Annotated in this window: 17 protein-coding genes; 4 read left to right on the forward strand and 13 right to left on the reverse strand. The window is 71.1% G+C overall.

Annotation, left to right across the window (positions count from 1 at the left end; translation table 11 throughout):
- Positions 1 to 11: 11 nt before the first annotated feature.
- Both BLW76_RS31940 and BLW76_RS31945 read left to right on the forward strand, forming a co-directional pair.
- Positions 12 to 833 carry an ABC transporter substrate-binding protein gene (locus BLW76_RS31940; protein ID WP_091314436.1) on the forward strand — a complete coding sequence of 274 codons (822 nt, stop codon included), beginning with the start codon at positions 12 to 14 and terminating at the stop codon, positions 831 to 833.
- Positions 833 to 2,686 carry a CocE/NonD family hydrolase gene (locus BLW76_RS31945; RefSeq protein WP_091314439.1) on the forward strand — a complete coding sequence of 618 codons (1,854 nt, stop codon included), beginning with the start codon at positions 833 to 835 and terminating at the stop codon, positions 2,684 to 2,686. Before BLW76_RS31940 ends, BLW76_RS31945 begins: the two co-directional genes overlap by 1 nt.
- A 377-nt stretch (positions 2,687 to 3,063) precedes the next feature.
- On the opposite strand, the gene BLW76_RS48015 is transcribed toward BLW76_RS31945, so the two are convergent.
- From BLW76_RS48015 to BLW76_RS32005, 10 genes are all read right to left on the reverse strand, one after another.
- Positions 3,064 to 4,329 (reverse strand): hypothetical protein, encoded by a 1,266-nt coding sequence (locus BLW76_RS48015; protein ID WP_143060722.1) that lies wholly within the window; start codon positions 4,327 to 4,329, stop codon positions 3,064 to 3,066.
- Positions 4,330 to 4,382: 53 nt separating this feature from the next.
- Positions 4,383 to 4,670: a DMT family transporter gene (locus BLW76_RS31965; RefSeq protein WP_208613431.1), complete on the reverse strand. Its 288-nt coding sequence runs from the start codon at positions 4,668 to 4,670 to the stop codon at positions 4,383 to 4,385.
- Positions 4,667 to 4,990: a DMT family transporter gene (locus BLW76_RS31970; protein WP_091314444.1), complete on the reverse strand. Its 324-nt coding sequence runs from the start codon at positions 4,988 to 4,990 to the stop codon at positions 4,667 to 4,669. Before BLW76_RS31970 ends, BLW76_RS31965 begins: the two co-directional genes overlap by 4 nt.
- 16 nt (positions 4,991 to 5,006) lie before the next feature.
- Positions 5,007 to 5,852 carry a substrate-binding periplasmic protein gene (locus tag BLW76_RS31975; protein WP_091314447.1) on the reverse strand — a complete coding sequence of 282 codons (846 nt, stop codon included), beginning with the start codon at positions 5,850 to 5,852 and terminating at the stop codon, positions 5,007 to 5,009.
- A gap of 14 nt (positions 5,853 to 5,866) precedes the next feature.
- Positions 5,867 to 6,358: an ABC transporter permease subunit gene (locus BLW76_RS31980; RefSeq protein ID WP_091314448.1), complete on the reverse strand. Its 492-nt coding sequence runs from the start codon at positions 6,356 to 6,358 to the stop codon at positions 5,867 to 5,869.
- A gap of 147 nt (positions 6,359 to 6,505) precedes the next feature.
- A complete protein-coding gene (locus BLW76_RS31985; protein ID WP_091314451.1) occupies positions 6,506 to 7,132 on the reverse strand; it encodes an amino acid ABC transporter permease in 627 nt (208 codons plus the stop codon).
- Entirely contained in the window at positions 7,129 to 7,968 is an 840-nt protein-coding gene (locus BLW76_RS31990; protein WP_091314453.1) for an amino acid ABC transporter ATP-binding protein, read from the reverse strand. The genes BLW76_RS31985 and BLW76_RS31990 overlap by 4 nt, the downstream gene beginning before the upstream one ends.
- Before the next feature lie 94 nt (positions 7,969 to 8,062).
- Positions 8,063 to 9,187, reverse strand: a complete 1,125-nt coding sequence (locus BLW76_RS31995; protein WP_341866517.1) for an NAD(P)/FAD-dependent oxidoreductase — start codon at positions 9,185 to 9,187, stop codon at positions 8,063 to 8,065.
- On the reverse strand, positions 9,184 to 9,501 hold the full coding sequence (locus BLW76_RS32000; protein WP_091314455.1) for a bifunctional 3-phenylpropionate/cinnamic acid dioxygenase ferredoxin subunit: 318 nt from the start codon (positions 9,499 to 9,501) through the stop codon (positions 9,184 to 9,186). The genes BLW76_RS31995 and BLW76_RS32000 overlap by 4 nt, the downstream gene beginning before the upstream one ends.
- A complete protein-coding gene (locus BLW76_RS32005) occupies positions 9,498 to 10,631 on the reverse strand; it encodes an aromatic ring-hydroxylating oxygenase subunit alpha (RefSeq protein WP_244170416.1) in 1,134 nt (377 codons plus the stop codon). Before BLW76_RS32005 ends, BLW76_RS32000 begins: the two co-directional genes overlap by 4 nt.
- 1,124 nt (positions 10,632 to 11,755) lie before the next feature.
- Here BLW76_RS32005 and BLW76_RS32010 point away from each other — a divergent pair.
- Complete coding sequence (locus BLW76_RS32010) at positions 11,756 to 12,025, forward strand: PucR family transcriptional regulator (protein ID WP_143060723.1); 270 nt, start codon at positions 11,756 to 11,758, stop codon at positions 12,023 to 12,025.
- Positions 12,026 to 12,034: 9 nt separating this feature from the next.
- Positions 12,035 to 13,210, forward strand: coding sequence for an FAD-dependent oxidoreductase (locus tag BLW76_RS32015; RefSeq protein ID WP_091314462.1), 1,176 nt, complete (start codon positions 12,035 to 12,037; stop codon positions 13,208 to 13,210).
- Here the strand turns inward: BLW76_RS32015 and BLW76_RS32020 are convergent.
- From BLW76_RS32020 to BLW76_RS32025, 3 genes are all read right to left on the reverse strand, one after another.
- Entirely contained in the window at positions 13,207 to 14,514 is a 1,308-nt protein-coding gene (locus tag BLW76_RS32020; RefSeq protein ID WP_244170417.1) for an NAD(P)/FAD-dependent oxidoreductase, read from the reverse strand. The genes BLW76_RS32015 and BLW76_RS32020 overlap by 4 nt on opposite strands.
- 173 nt (positions 14,515 to 14,687) lie before the next feature.
- Complete coding sequence (locus BLW76_RS48885) at positions 14,688 to 14,837, reverse strand: hypothetical protein (protein WP_167384801.1); 150 nt, start codon at positions 14,835 to 14,837, stop codon at positions 14,688 to 14,690.
- Entirely contained in the window at positions 14,815 to 16,284 is a 1,470-nt protein-coding gene (locus tag BLW76_RS32025) for a multicopper oxidase family protein (protein ID WP_143060724.1), read from the reverse strand. Before BLW76_RS32025 ends, BLW76_RS48885 begins: the two co-directional genes overlap by 23 nt.
- Positions 16,285 to 16,530 lie beyond the last annotated feature (246 nt).

Below are 16,530 nucleotides of genomic sequence, written 5' to 3' on the forward strand. Positions count from 1 at the left end.
AAGGATCACCCATGCGCTCATTCCTGATCGCCGCCGCGTGCGGGCTGCTGCTCGCCGGCTGCGGCGGCGGCGGTTCCGCTGCCGGCAACCCCTACGGCCTGATCGAGCCGGGCACCATCCGCGCCGCCACGCAGACGAGCCAGCCCCCGTTCGCCTTCGGCGACCCGTCGGGCAAGCCGGCCGGGTTCGTCATCGACCTCACCGACGAAGCCGCCAAACGGCTCGGGCTGAAGGTCGAGTACAAGTCGACCTCGGTCACGGCGTCACTGGCCGGTCTGACCAGCCGGCAGTACGACCTGGCCGCCGCGGGACTCGGCGTCACCGAGGAACGGCAGAAGAGTGTCTCCTTCACGAAACCGCTCTTCTGGAGCACCACGGCGGTGCTCACCACCGCGCAGAGCAGTGCGTCGAAGCTGACGGACTTCGCCGGCAAGAAGGTCGGCGCGGTGACCGGCTCGACGCAGGAACCGTTCGTCCCGGCCAAGCTGCCCGGCGCGGTCCCGATCGGGTTCCCCAACGCCAACGCCGCCGTGAGCCAGCTGCTCAACGGCAGCCTCGACGCCTTCGTCGTCGGCGGCCCCGACGCCGAGCACTTCCTCAAGCAGTACCCCGTCCTGCGCCAAGCCGCCTCGGCGCCGGTGGCGCACCCGACGTCGATGGCCGTGCCGAAGGACCACGGAGCACTGCTCACCGCGCTCGACAAGCAGCTCGGCGCGATGGTCGCCGACGGCACCTACGCGCGGCTGTACCGGAAGTACTTCACCACCGCTCCGCTCCCCCAGCTCGTGGCGGCCTGGCCCGACCTCGGCGCGCAGTTCGCGGGCGGGCTCTGATGGGCGGCTGGGAGCAGCTCGGTCCGGACTGCTGGCGGCTCGTGCTCGACGTCCCCGCGCGCGACGGCACCATCCTCGTCGCCGACCTCTACGCGCCCCGGCCGGATCCACCCGCCGGGCCGGTTCTCCTCGAGCGCACGCCGTACGGACGCCGGCTCGCGCGCCCCTCGGACGGCGCCGGCCCGCCGTCGCCCGAGGCGGTCGCTCGGCGGTTCGTCGCGGGCGGGTACTTGGTCGTGCGCCAGGACTGCCGCGGGCGGGGCGACTCCGGCGGCACGTTCACCAAGTACCTCAACGAGCCCGAAGACGGCTACGACACCGTCGAGTGGATCGCGGGCCGAGACTGGTGCGACGGCCGGGTCGCGACGATGGGCGTCTCCTATTCGGCGCACGCACAGACCGCCCTCGCGTCACTGGGTGCGCCCCACCTGGCGGCCATGTTCCTCGACTCCGGTGGATTCGCCAGCGCCTACGAAGCCGGCACCCGGATGGGCGGGGCGTTCGAGCTCAAGCAGGTGACGTGGGCGTTCCACCGTGCCCGCAGCAGCGCGAAGGTGCTCGCCGACCCGGTCCTGCGGGCCAGTCTGGACTCCGAAGACCTGCGGGCGTGGTTCACCCGGATGCCGTGGCGGCGCGGGGCGACCCCGTTGCGATTCGTCCCCGACTACGAGGACTACCTGCTGCAGCAGTGGGAACACGGCATCTTCGACGACTACTGGCGGCAGCCCGGCATTTTCGCCCGCGGCTTCTACGACCGCTTCCCGGACGTCCCGAGCCTGCACATCTCCAGCTGGTACGACCCCTACATCCGCACCGCGACCGAGAACTTCCGCGAGCTCGGCCGCAAGAAGCACAGCCCCGCCTACCTCGTGCTCGGGCCGTGGACCCACGGCGCACGCAGCGCGCAGCACGCCGGCGACGTCGACTTCGGCGAGGAAGCACCGCTGGAGGGAAACCTCGACGACGACTACGTGACGATGCGGCTCCGCTGGTTCGACGCGCACCTGGCCTCCTCCGGCGAGCCGCCCCCTCCGGTGCGGTACTTCCTGATGGGCGGCGGCTCCGGGCACCGCACGCCCGACGGGCGGCTCGACCACGGCGGCCGCTGGCTCACCGCCACGACGTGGCCGCCGGAGACAGCCGAAGAGCAGGTGTTCCACCTGGACGCCGACGGCGGTCTCACCCACGGCCCGAATCCGGCCGACGGCGGCTGCCTGGAGTACGACTACGACCCGGCGAACCCGGTGCCGACCCTCGGCGGCCAGGTCACCTCCGGCGAACCGGTGATGAGCGGCGGCGCCTTCCACCAGTGTCCCGACGAGCGGTTCTTCGGTGCGGCGCCGCCGTTCCTGCCCCTCGACAGCCGGCCCGACGTGCTCGTGTTCCAAACCCCGCCGCTGGCGCACGACGTCGCGGTCGCCGGGCCGGTGACCGTGCGGCTGGCCGTCTCTTCCACCGCGGCGGACACCGACTTCACCATCAAGCTGATCGACGTCCACCCACCGAGCACGGACTATCCCCGGGGCTTCGCGATGAACCTCACCGACGGCATCCTCCGCTGCCGCTACCGGAACTCCTTCGCCGAGCCGGAACCCCTCGTCCCGGGCGAGGTGTACGAGATCACCGTCGAAGCACCCGACACGGCCAACCTGTTCCGGGCCGGCCACCGGATCCGGCTCGACGTCAGCTCGAGCAACTTCCCCCGATTCGACGTCAACACCAACACCGGCGCCCGGGAGGTGGGCGACCGCCGGAAGGTCGTGGCCACCAACCGCGTCCACGTCGGCGGCCGTTCGTGGCTGACCCTGCCGGTGCTGCCGGACAGCGCCGAACGCCGGCACCGACAACGCTGAAACCGCCCCGCACCAGGTTCCAGGCCAGTTCGCCCGGCAGCTCATCCTGGTCTTCGACGGTGCCGACGCCCGGGCGGTGTGCCGAACCGACCGGACACGGGTCCACTTGCGACCGGAAACCTCAAAGCGGGCACCGGCGCTCCCCGCGTCCTGCTGCACACCGTCCGCACGCAGGCCGAGCACTTCCGCGCCCTGATTCCGCTGGTCGCGACCGGTACACCGGCTACGCCCCGACCTCCCCGGGATGCGCTACTCCGAGTTCGTGCCCGGCGCGTCCTACGAAGAGCCGGCGATGCGCGCGGGCGTCGGCCCCGTGATCACCGGGGGCAACCCAGGCTGGCCGCCCTTGGCTGCCCGCAACCCGCCTCTTGTCCGGCTCAGTCCGTCGATGAGCGGCCAAGCACGAGCCTGGTCCGGTCGCGAAGGGCGTCGAGTTCGGGGGAACCGCCTCTCACCTCGATGATGAGCTCGACGGCGGCCACCAGGTACTCGAGGGCGATGACGTGCTCGTCGAAGGGAGCGTCGACCTCGAACTCATCGAGCAGGACCTGGAAGTCGTCCAGTACCGCCTCGACGTGAGTGGCGGCTCGGTCGGGATCGCCGTTGCGCTGGATGCAGCGGGCCGACTCGATCATCACTCGCCCGACGAAGGCGTGACATTGGCCCAGCAGCCCGGTGACGATGCGTCCCACCAGTCCGAGGCCGCTCTCTTCGAGCTGCGGGTCGGGCTGGGCAGCGAACTTCGCGGTGACCTGACGGGCGGCCGCGGCGAGTGCGACACCGTCGACCCACTCCTGGGAACCCTCCGGGGCACAGGGCCGCTGCCCCAGCCGGGCGATGCACGCTTCGGCTGCGACCGACAGTGATGTCGCCGCTTCAAGGAGGAGATGGAAGCGTGTGCGCCCCGACTCCTGCGACGCGACCGCCAAGCGCGCGACCTCGAGCGCCACGGCGACGTCCTCCGTGCCATGCGTGGGCTCGCCACGGCGCGCTCGCTCCAGGAGCGCCTCCGCGGCCGCTTGCTCTGCCAAGGACGGCCCAGCCGCATCGTCGTCGACGGGCAGGCCGAGCTCGAGGCGGTAGGACATCCAGGCCAGCGGGTCCTTGACGGGGTCCGGCTCGTTGGCGGGGTTGCCGGACGCAGCCCGAACGGCTCCGCCCGCGACGCGGTCCATGGCGAGCCGCGCATCGTCGAACGGCAGCGCGAACCGTTCGGTCAAGACGGCAAGGACATCGCGACGGGACGCCCCCTCCGCGGGCGCCGCTCGCAGATACGAGACAAGGCCGCCCGTTGACGTTCCACGGGCAACGCGCACAGTCAGGTCGTCGGTCCACTCCACCGATCGATGATGCCCGTCCCGATCTTCAACGACAAGCGAGCCACGCTCGCGGTGAGTGCAACGTCGATGCAGCAGGTTGAGATCGACCAGCAGGACGTCGGCCTCGCCGCCAGAGCCTCGGAGCACTTCGTCGACGTCGTCTTCGGACGCTCTCATCCGGACCGGTACGCCCCCGGGCGCTCGGCCACGTCGAGGCACGCACGCACTTCGATCGAGGCGCAGGAACTCCGCGAGCCCGGTCAGCACGATCTTCCGCCGAGCGATCCTCAGTGCGACGTTGGAGCGGCTGGCGGTGCTCGACAACCCGGCTGGCTGACGCTACGTCCGCGCGTTGAGCACGATCACGCCGCACACGATCAGGACGATCCCGGCGAGTGCGGGACGGTGACGACCTCCGAGAACAGCACCGCGCCCGCCACGACGACCAGTGCGGACCCCGTTCCGGTCCAGACGATGTAGGCGATGCTCGCCGGAATCGTCGTGACGGTCCGGGCGAGCAGCACCACCGCGGCGAGGTAGCCGGCGAGCGCGCCGAGCGACGGCAGTGGCCGGGCGAAGCCGTCCGAGACCTTCAGCAGCAAAGTGGCGGTGACTTCGGCGGCGATCGTGAGTCCCAGGAGCAGCCGGCTCCGTGCCTTCGTCACAGGGCGCCGCCGACGTGGACCAGCGCGATGCCGCTGACGACCAGGCCGGCGCCGAGTGCATGGCGCCAGGTCAGCCGTTCCCCGAAGAACACGCGGTCGATGATGAGCAGCACCACGGCCGCGACGCCGCTCCACACGGCATAGACCACACCGACCGGCAGCACTTCCAGCAATCGGGCCAGCAGCACGGTGGCGCCGGTGTACGCGACAAGTGACCCGAGGGCCGGGCGCCACCGGCGGAATCCCCGGGAAAGCTTGACGAGCACGGTTCCCGCGACGCCGCAGAGCACGGCCGCCGCCAGCAGCAGGTAGGCCATCATACGTCGATGTTCGCAGCTACTTCCCGTTGAGGGTCAAGCTGTCGTCCTGCTTCCAGTTCGCCAGGATCTTCTGTGTGGTGCCGTCCGCCCGCAGCGCCGCGATGTCGGCGTTCAGGGCCTTCCCGAACTCGGTGTTGGTCTTGGCGAAGGGCATGTCGACGCCGTAGATCGGCTGCAGGTCCGGCGTCGCGGCACCGGGCACGAGGCGGGTCACCTGCAGTCCCGAGTAGCCGGACTTGTCGATCTGGTACCGCGCTTCGGCGGACGCGGCGACCGCGGCTTCCACCCGGTTGTTCTTCACGTCGGCGAGCAGGTCCGATGTGGACGGATACTCGCGGACGCGGTCGGCACCGAGTGCGGCACGCAGCGGTTCGACGTACGCGGCGCCCGACAGTGCACCGACCCGGCGTCCGCGCAGGGCGTCGATCGTGGCGGCCGGCGTCGCGGACACCGTCACGGTGTACTGGTAGTACAACGGATCCGTCTGCCCGACGACCTCGCCGCGCGCCGGGGTGATGTAGGCGCCCGCGGACAGCAGGTCGATCTTGCCCGCGTTCAGGCTCTGGATCGCGTCGGCGCCGCCGACCGCGACCGCGGTCACGGTCAGGCATTCCTTGGCCGCGATGGCCGCTCCGAATTCGGCGTCGATACCTTCCCACGTCTGGGAGACCGGGTTGACCGCGGAGTACGGCAGCGACGAGATCACCCCGACGGTCAGCGTCTTCGGCTTGACCGTCGGAAAAGTGTGAGCCGGTTTGCAGTCGGCGGCGACGGCGGGCGACGTTCCGGCGTCGGCACCGGAACAAGCGGCCAGCGACAGGGTGCCGAGGACGGCCACGGCGGCCATCGTGCGTCGAGCCATGGTGCGTCTGCCTTTCAGAGAGCGGGACGGCGCCGGTGCAACCGGGCCGCGAGCGCGAGGAACGGGATGCTGAGCGCGGCGTAGAAGACGGCGGCGAGCAGGATGTAGTAGGTGTAGGCGAACTGCTGCGCGCCCAGGCTCGTCGCGCGGGCGAACAGGTCGGACGCGCCGACCACGCTCGCCAGGGAAGTACCCTGGAACAGGATCACCGTCCAGGAGATCAGCGGGGGCGCCGCGGCCCGGATCGCCTGCGGCAGCACCACCTTGGTGTGCACGGTCCAGCGGGACAGCCCCAGCGCGTCCCCCGCCTCGACGTGGGCGTGGGGCACGGTGGCGATGGCCGCGGCCAGGATCGGTGCCGTGTAGGCGACGAACGTCAGCCCGAACGCGACACAGATGCTCAAGGTGTCGGTCAGGACGAAATCTGCCGCAGGTAGTCCGTAGTAGACGAAGTAGAGGGTGACCAGCGCGGGCATACCGCGGAGCACTTCGATCACGACGATCACGGGGACCGTCACCCCAGCGGCGGCCGCTGCGGAGGCAGACGGCGGCGACGACCGCAAGGGGCAGTCCCATCGCCAGGGTCAGCGCGGTCAGCCCGAGCGTGGTCACGAACCCCGGGAGAAGCAGCGCGAGGTCGTGCGGCACGCCGGTCATGACCGCCCCTGCAGGATGCGCTGTTCGACCCGGCGCGCGGGCACGGCGACAAGGACGCTCAGAACGATGTAGAACGCCGCGGCCACCGCGAACACCTGGATCGGCTCGCCGAGGGCCTGCCGGTACTGGTTCGCGCGGAAGGTCAGCTCCGACAGGGCGAGCAGGGAGGCCAGCGAGCTGTCCTTCAGCAACGAGATCGCGTACGACGCCGTGGACGCGGCCAGCAAAGCGGCCGTGTTCGGCAGCATCACGCGCCGGTACTTGTCCCAAATGGACAGTGCGAGCGCGTCAGCCGCGTCGATCTGCCCCTGCGGCACGGCCTCCAGCGCCGCCCGGTAGATCTCCGCCATGTAGGCGGCGCCGACCAGCCCGAGTGCCACGACGGCGGCCGCGATCGTCGGCAGCTCGACCACATTTCCCAGTCCATAGTAGACGGCCAGCAGCCAGGCAACCGGCGGAACTCCCCGGAGCACCGCCACGTACGCTCCCCCGGCGAGCCGCAGCACGGCGAGCGGGCTGCGCCTGGCGATCGTGACGAGGGCGCCGAGGACCGCGGCGACGGCGAACGCGCCGAGTGTCACCTGGACGGTCGCGAGGATGCCGCGGGCGAGAAAGTCGATCATCCCAGTGTCCCTTCCACCGCGGCCAGGAAGTTCCGCACCCGGTCGTGCCTCGGGTCGTCGAGCACCTGGCCCGGCGGGCCGCACTCGAGGACGGTGCCGGCGTCGAAGAACACGATCCGGTCGGCGACCTGCCGCGCGAAGCCGAGCTCGTGGGTCACGACGATCATCGTCATGCCGGCGTCGGCGAGGCCGCGCATGACGCGGAGGACCTCGATCCGCAGCTCCGGGTCGATCGCCGAGGTCGGCTCGTCGAACAGCATGATCTCCGGGTCGAGCGCGAGTGCGCGGGCGATCGCGACGCGCTGCTGCTGCCCGCCGGACAGCGTCAGCGGCCGCGCGCCGGCCTTGTCCGCCAGGCCCACCGACTCGAGCAGTTCGCGGGCCCGGCGCACGGCCGCGTCCCGGCTGCGGCCGAGGCTGCGGACCTGCGACATGGCCACGTTGTCCAGGACGGACATCGTGGGGAACAGGTGGAAGCCCTGGAACACCATCCCGATCCGGCGGCGCAGCTCCCGCAGCTCGCGCACCGACGGGCACACGGTGGCAGCGCCGTCGACGGCCTCGAAGACGAGGTCGCCGTCCAGCCGGACCGAGCCGGCATCGGGGCGTTCGAGCAGGTTGGTGCACCGCAGCGCGGTGCTCTTGCCCGAGCCGCTCGGGCCGATCATCGCGACGACTTCGCCGCGGCGGACGTCGAGGTCGACCCCGCGCAGCACCGGAACCTCCGCGTGGCGGTGCGGGTGGAAGGTCTTGGTCAGGCCTGACAGCCGCAGGACCGCGCCGGGCGTGGTCTGGACGGCGTCGAGGGCCGTCCGGGCTGGGGTGCTGTCCTGCATGATGCCCTCCGCTCTGGCGTGGGGTGCGGGAATCGTGGCAAGTCCGGACCCGCCGGGACGTCGTGCCGATGTCGGAACCTGGTGGCCGGCGCTGCTACAGCTGTCGAAGCCGGCGGCGCAGCGCACCGAACGCTCTCGGCCGATCGAGCGCGGCGACGGCCGTCACCCGGGTTTCGTCTTCGTAGACCCCTGCGAAGCTCTCGCCGTCCAGTTCCCCTTCGACGACGCGGAACGTGTCGCCCGGACCGGGGCGGCCCGCCAGCTGCAGCCGGCTCCCGTACTGGTCGGACCAGAAGTACGGCGGCCGGTCCCCGACCGCGGGGCCCGGCGAGCCGAGCAGCGCCGCGGCCGCGACCTGTGCCTGGTCGACGGCGTTCGTCCAGTGCTCGACCCTGGCCGGACCGCACGGGAACTCGGCCGTGGCGACGTCGCCGGCCGTGAACACCGACGGGACCGTGGTGCGGCAGTACCGGTCGGCGGCCACTCCGCCGTCCGCGGCGAGCGCGACGCCGGAGCCCCGCAACCAGTCCGTCTCCGGGACCGCGCCCACCGCGACCAGCACGACGTCGGCAGGCAGCTCGGTCCCGTCGCCGAGGACCACCGCGTGCGGCGTGATCGCCGAGACCGGAGCCCCGCAGACGACCCGGACGCCGTGTTCGCGGTGGGTCCGCAGCAGGCGGCCGGCCACGGCCGGTCCGAGCGGCGCGAGCACCGCCGGCCCCGCTTCCACGATGGTCACCTCGACGCCGAGGCCGCGGCCGGTCGCGGCGACTTCGCACCCGATGAACCCGCCCCCGACCACGACCAGGCGGGCACCCGGCAGCAGCACGGCGGCGAGCCGGCGGGCGTCCTCCAGCGTCCTCAGGACGTGCACCCCGCGCGGCGCCGGGATGCTCCTGGCTCGCGCGCCGGTCGCGACGACCACGGCATCCGCGCGGACGTCCGAACCGTCGTCGAGCCGGACCGCGCGGTCGCCGGGCACCAGCGACACGGCCCGGCGGCCGAGTCGCCATTCGACGTCGAGGTCTTCGTCGAGGGCGATGTCCGCGGCGGTCACCTTGCCCGCCAAGAGGTCCTTGGACAGCGGTGGCCGGTCGTAAGGCCGGTGGGGCTCCGCGCCGATCAACGTGACGCGTCCGTCGAAGCCGAGTTCGCGCAGCGCGCGGGCCGTGCCGGTACCGGCCAGGGACGCGCCGACGACGGCGACCGAGCCGATCACGGCGCCGGCCGGGTGACGAAGACGGAGCCGTCCCGGACGACCACCGGGTACGTCCGGACCGGACGCACGGCGGGCGGCCCGGACGGACGCCCGGTCCGCAGGTCGAAACAGGAGGCGTGGAGCGGGCATTCGACCGTGCGACCGTCGACGAAGCCTTTGGACAGGAACGCTTCCTGGTGGCTGCACCGGTCTTCGACGGCGAGGAACTCTCCGGCCACATTGAACACCGCGACCCGGGCGTCGAGTTCCACGACGACGGCGGCGCCCTCGGGGATGTCCGCCGCCCGCCCGGCGAAGACGGCCGCCCGCGTCATGCGACTTCTCCGAGCGAAGCCAGGTACCACTGGTAGAAGACGCCGATCTGGGTCTGCTCGCTGGGCACGAGCACGCCACCGTCGCGGTAGGCGCGCGAGGACATGTTCGGCTGGCACCACTGCGCGGCCGCGAAGTCCTGCTCGTTGACCTTGCCGAACAGCGCGATCGCGTCGCTGACGTCGTAGCCGCCCGAGTCGATGACCTCGGCCGGGAACAGCCACTCGCAGACGGCCTTGGTCCGGTCCGGGGCGAGCGGCTCGAAGCGGTGGACGATGACGTGGTCGGACACCAGGGAGATGAAGCAGTTCGGCCGGACGACCATGCCGTAGTAGAGCCGGTCGTCCTCCGGCAGCAGGTGGGGCAGCGTCGGCAGCACGGTGCGGCCGCTGAGCGAGAAGGAGTCCAGTTCGGCCGCGATGGCGTAGCCGGTCGGGTCATATCCGCCGGTGCCCATGGCCGGGGACTGGAACTCCGGGATCGTGTGCACCAGCTCCGGGTGGATCGTCCCGCAGTGGTAGCACTCCTGGAAGTTCTCGTAGATGAGCTTCCAGTTCGCCGCGACGTCGTACTCGACGCGCCCGCCGACCTTCAGTCCGCCCAGGTCGTACCGCTCGAACTTCGCGTAGTCGGCCAGCCGGGCCTCGATCTGCGGACGAAGCTGGTCCCGCAGGGGCTCGGGCCGCTCGGCGAGGCTGACCCACAACAGGCCTTCCCACTGCTCGACGTGCACGTCGTGCAGGCCGTACCCGTCCCGGTCGAGGCTGTCCATCGCCTGCCAGTTCGGCGCGGTGATCAGCCGGCCGTCCAGCCCGTAGGTCCAGGCGTGGTAAGGGCACCGGATCGCCTTTCCGGTGTCCCCCGTTTCGGTCAGGCACAGCTGCGCCCCGCGATGCCGGCAGACGTTGAGGAACCCGCGGATCACCTGGTCTCGCCCGCGCACCAGCAGGACGGTCTCGCGGCCGACCCGGCGGCGGAGGAACCGGCCGGGCGCCGGGATCTCGTCGGCGCGGCCGACGTAGTACCACTGGCTCTCGAAGATCAGCTCGTTCTCCGCCTCGAACACCGCGTCGTCGGTGTAGTAGTGGCTGCCCAGCGTCGGCATGAGGACGGAATCTCGGGTGGTGGACACGGTGTCTCCCGTTCTGTGGACGACCCGGAAACGGTAGGCAGGGCGCGAATTCACGCACGTCCGGCAGAAGTCGGGAGTTCCCGCCCCCGGCATCGACAGATGTAGGAGCGCGCGCCGAGACGGTTTCGTGACGGCGCCCGGCTGGCCACCCGTCCGTCGCTGTCGTAGCTTCGACAGATGTAGGAGTGAGGAGCGGACGATGCTGGAAGACGGCCTGCAGCTCGTCGTCGAACAGCTGGCCGAGCGCCTCGGGCGGTCGGTCATCGTCGACGACCCGGCGCTGCGCCCCCTGGCCGTCAGCGCCCAGCTGGGGCAGGTCGACCAGTCGCGGATCGACGCCGTGCTCCAGCGGCGCACGAGCGACCCGATCCGGGCGATGATCACCGAACACGGGCTCAGCCAGGCCCGCGGCCCGGTCCGCATCCCGGCCAACGCCGAGCTCGGCACGCTCCCCCGGCTGGCGATTCCTTTGGTGGACAAGGGGTACCACGTCGGCTACCTGTGGCTCATCGACGACCCCGCTCTCACCGAGGAGCAGGTCGGCGAAGCGGTCACGTGCGCGGCGGAGGTGGGCGGGCTGCTCGGCGAACGGCTCGCGCAGGAAACCGAGGAGACGGAGTCGACGCGCCGGTTGGTCGATGACCTTCTGCGACCCGACGCCGGGGTGCGCGAACGCGCTGCCGAGCGGATGCGTGACGTCCTCGACGGCACCGCACCCTACGTCGTCGGGGTGGTCCGCGCGCCCGGAGACCTCCGCCGGCTGGCGGGCGACGTGCGGCGCCGGGCGGGACGGCGGACCGTGGTGTGCGGCTCCGCCCGCACCGAGCTCGTGCTGATCACCCGCGAATCCCGGCGTGACCTCGTGGTCCGCGCCCTGCGGTCGGCCGCGCCCGGGTCCGTCATCGGCCTCCGCGGCGGCGTCGGATCCCTCGGGCTGGTCCGGGACGCCGGTGCGGACGCGCGATACGCCGCGGAGGTCGCCGAAGCAGTCACGACCTTCGACGGCCTGGCCGACTGGGCCGATCTCGGTCCGTACGCCGCTTTTCAGCACCTGGCGCGGACCGCGGACGGCCTGGAGCGGCTCTGCCCCGGGCGTGTCGGCGCTCTGGGACGGCAGCCACGAAATGTACGAGTCCACCATCCGCGCGTACCTGGACCACGGCGCGAACGCCCAGAAGACGGCGACCGCGTTGCACATCCACCGCACGACGCTCTACTGGCGGCTCGCCAACGCCGAACGCCTCCTGGGCCTCGACCTCGCCCGCGGCGACGACCGCCTGCGCCTGCACATGGCCCTGACGTTCGCCGACCTCGTGCCGATCCGACATCTGTCGCACGGCGCCGCCCCGGACCCCGACGATCGCCCGAGTCGGCACGCGACGCCGTCGGCCTAGGGTCAGCCGATGACCACAGCGGACGCGCAGACCGTCGTCATCGGAGCCGGTGCCCTCGGCAGCGCCGCGGCCTACTGGCTCGCCGAGCGCGGCCAGACCGACGTCGTCGTGCTCGAACAGTTCGACCTCGGCCACGGCAACGGCGCCTCGCAGGACCATTCGCGAGCCATCCGGCACAGCTACCACGACAACGCCTACGGCCGCCTGACCCAGGCGGCGTACGACAACTGGGACCGGCTCGCGACGGAGAGCGGCCAAGCCGTCCTGCTGCGGACCGGCGGCGTCGAGATCGGGCTGCGCGGGACCGTCGGCGAAGAGATGATCGGCCGGTACCGGAAGATCCTCGCCGACCAGGGCCACCCTTTCGAGGCGGGCGACAACGCCCTGCTCGCCGAGCGGTATCCGCAGTTCCGGGTGGACGAGCCCGCCACGGTGACCTTCCAGCCCGACATGGGACTCGTCGACATCGGCAAGGCCGGGCAGACCCACCGCGCGCTCGCCGCCGCGTCCGGCGTGACGTTCCGGCCGCGCACCACCGTGACCCGCCTCGAAAGCCTCGACGCCGCCGTGCGGGTCCACACCGGCTCCGGTTCGCTGCTGGCCCGGCACGTGGTCGTCACGGCCGGAGCCTGGACCGACTCGGTCCTCGCCGGGGCCGGCCAGACCTGGCGGACCACCGTCAGCCAGGAACAGGTCGCCTACTTCGTCCCCAAGGCACTGCGGCAGTTCACTCCCGACGTGTTCCCGGTGTGGGGCTGGTACGGTCCGACGCTGTTCTACGGTTTCCCGATCCACGGCGAGGTCGCGGTCAAGATCGCCCGCGACATGTCCGGCCGGTTCGTCACCACCTCGACCCGGTCGTTCGACCCCGTACCCGAGGAAACCGCTTTGCTGGAAGGGTTTTTGCGCGAGCGGCTGCCGGATGCGGCCGGGTTCGAGCTGTACAGCAAGACGTGCGTCTACGACATGCCCCCGGACCGCAACTTCGTCCTCGGCACCATGCCCGGCCACCCCCGGGTCGTCGTCGGGATCGGCGCCGGACACGCCGGGAAGTTCGCCGGGCTGTTCGGGGAGATCCTCTCCGAACTCGTCGTCGCGGGCCGGTCCCGCTACCCGATCGCCCCCTTCGCGGCCGACCGGCCGGCGCTCACCGACCCGTCGTTCACGCCGGTCTTCGCGCTCTAACCCATCACCGTGCCGGAGCTGCCGGAGTTGAGCGGCCGCCGGCGTGAGAAAGCCGCCAGCTCGATCTCCGCGCCGGTGTGCGGGGCGCGGAACCGCACCGGGAACTCGTCGTGGCTGCGGCCGTTCTCGACCTGCTCGACGATCGCGGCGAGGAACCGGCCCACGACCGGCGCGTTCTTGAACTGGTTGCCACTGGTCCCGATCGCCACGTAGAACCCGGGGAGATCGGTCTGGTCGTAGATCGGCGTCCAGTCGTCGGCGACGTCGTAGACACCGGCCACTCCCCTGGCCCGGTTCGGCACCGCCAGCTCCGGCAGCCGCCGCGCGGCCCGGGTCACCTGCGCGTCGAACACCGCTTGCGTCGGGTTCGGGTTCAGCGCGTCCGGGTCGTCGAGCCACTGCACCGGGTCGCACTCCGGCTCGGTCCCGCCCACCAGGAGACCGCCGCCGGTCTCGGGGCGGACGTAGGTGCCGAGATCCATGTCGGCGAAGCACATCCCCTTGGTGCGCAACGGCTCCGGCGCCGGCACGTGGTGCACCTCCTGCCGCATCGGCCGCAGCCCCACGGTGAAGTCCCCGCCGACCCCGGCGAGCGCGTTCACCCGGCTCGACCACGGCCCGGCCGCGTTCACCACGATGGCGCACGCGAGCCGTTCCCCGCCGGCGAGCCGGACACCGGTGACCCGCTCGCCCCGGTCGATGCCGATGACCTCGCGGCCCAGCCGGAACTCGGCGCCGCGCGTGGCGGCCGCGTCCGCGAGGTTCCGCGCGGCGAGCTGCGGATCGTTCACGTAACCACCGTCGGGCGTGTACACCGCGCCCAGCGTCGCCTCGGCGTCCTTCCAGAAAGCGTCGTCGTCGACGCGTTTCGGCGGCCAGTACTTGCCGACGTCGATCCCCGGCACCCGCGCGGCCAGCGTGACGGAATCCCATTCCTCATAAGGGATCCCGGCCGCGTCGAACAGGGGGAGGTAGGTCTTCCGCGGCGCGAGGTCGACGTCGAGCATCGCCAGCCCGGTCCGGACGTACCGGGCGAGGTCGTGGCCGGCCGGCAGCTCGAGGTGATCCGCCCAGCTCTCCCAACAGGCCCGCGACTCCCAAGCAGCATCGACACCGGCCGCGGTCGAGAAGTTGAAGCGCACCACCGCGCTCGACGCGCTGGTCGAGCCGTGCCCGACACCGGCCGCCTTGTCCACGACGACCACACCGTATCCGGCCTTGGCCAACTCGAAGGCGACCGACGCGCCCACCACCCCCGCCCCGATCACCACGACGTCCGCGCCCATGCTCGACTTCCTTCCCACCGGTCGTCCTTGCAGTGTCACGACCCGTCACACGACCGGCTTCAGGTCGCTGCCGAAGCTTGCCGAGGAGTTCTCCGACACCTGTAGGAGGTCGTCCCGATCACGGCGGCGGCCTGCCGCGTACGCTCCGCGATCGAGTACCTTGTCTACCGGCGCCTCGCCAGGCAGACCCGTCACCACACGTCGCCGTCGTTCCAGCCGCCGGGGTCCGGGTCGCCGTAGCAGTGGTCGCCGAACGCGTTGCTCAGCCCCTGGAACAGCAGCGCGCCACCGACGACCCCGCGGCCACCTTCAGGAAGCCTATCCAGTGCCGCCGGCGGCACTCACGTTCACGTACCCCATCATGCCGTTGTCCTCGTGGCCGGTGATGTGGCAGTGGAACATCCACTTCCCGGTGAAGTCGGTGAAGCGGATCCGGATCACCACTTTTCCGGCCACGCCGTCGACCGCGTGGGGAACGGTCACGCCGTCCATGTAGTCGGCCGGCGGCTGGGCCACACCGTTCACGCTGAGGACCTGGAACGGTGCGGTGTGGATGTGGAACGGGTGGTTCTGTCCACTGGTGTTCGTGAGCGTCCATTCTTCGACCGTGCCGAGGGTGGCCGGTTCCGCGAACGTCGGCTGCATGTCGAACAGCTTGCCGTTGATGGAGAAGTTGTTGCCGCCGTCGTCGTTGAGTTCCACGCTGCGAGACCGGGCGACCGGTTCCCCGGACAGATCGGGCAGGGCTCCCGGAAGCGGCCCGGCGACCTGGGGCGAGGCGCTCATGCCCGCGAGTCCAGCACCACCGCCCTGTTGGACGTCGACCTTCATCAGGGTCGTGTCGGGGTAGTTGTCGGCGGTCGGGCCGGTCGAGTAGGCCAGGGTTCGCAGCCAGGTCGATCCGGGGGCTCCGGCCGTCACCAGGACGTCGAAACGTCCGCCGGGTGGCAGCAGGAGGTGGTTCACCTGAGCCGGTGCCGCGGACGGGTTTCCGTCCTGGCCGACGATCGTGAAGCTGCCGCCGTCGAGCTGGAGGTCGTAGGCGATGGCGTAGCCCTCGTTGGCGATCCGCCACAACTGGGTTTCCCCGGCCGCCATGGTCAGCGTCGGCTGGTATTGGCCGTTGACCAGGCGAACCGTCGCCGAGGCGGGCTCGAGGACCCCGTCCGGGTAGACGATCGAACTGCCGTCTTTGAGCTGGGCGTCCTTGAGTGCCAGGGTGTGCGCGGTGACGCCGCGGTAGGCGGGCGGCAGCGATTCGCGGTTGTCCCCGACGATGATGGTTCCCGACAGCCCGGCCCCGATCTGGCTCTCGGTTCCGTCGCAGCGGCCGTTCGCCGGGTCGGCGGGCATCGTCATCCCGGGCATCGACTGGCCGCTCTTGGGGCACATGTCGTGGTCGTGGTACCAGTACGTCCCCGGCGGCTGGTTCGCGGGAATGTCGAGCTGGTAGGTCAGAGTCCGGCCGGGCTTGCCGGACAGGAAGATGTTGTCCGCGTTCCCCTCCGGGGACAGGTGCAGCCCGTGGAAGTGCAGGTTGGTCGACGTGCCCAGCTTGTTGACCAGGTTCAGGGTGACCCGCTGGCCGGGCACCACGTGCAGCGTCGGCCCGACGAGGCTCCCGTTGTAGGTCTCCGCCATCACCTTCTTGCCCGAGATCATCACCTCCTGCTGAACCGCCGTCAGCTCGACCGTCAGGTCCCCCGGGGCTGCCGGATTGAGGTCGGGCGGATCCGCCAGCGCGGCGCCGGGAACCATGCCGGACGCCTGCTCCTCGGCAGCCGGCACCTTCCCCCCTTTGGGCGCCGAGTCCGGCCCTGCGCTCTCGCACCCCACGAGGCAAGCGGACAACAGCGCGGCCCCGGCAGCGAGGGCCCCAAAGCGGGCAATGCGCGATTGAGGCGCGCTCGAGCGTGCGGTCAAGAAGGCCATTCCTCCCCGGGCGATCATCCCCGTTGAACGGGAAGATCATAAGTTCCCGGGGTGCACCTCCCGGGGCAAGCCATCTGACACAACCCGAAGGTGTGAGGACCG

The organism is Amycolatopsis tolypomycina, assembly GCF_900105945.1.
GTDB lineage: Bacteria > Actinomycetota > Actinomycetes > Mycobacteriales > Pseudonocardiaceae > Amycolatopsis > Amycolatopsis tolypomycina.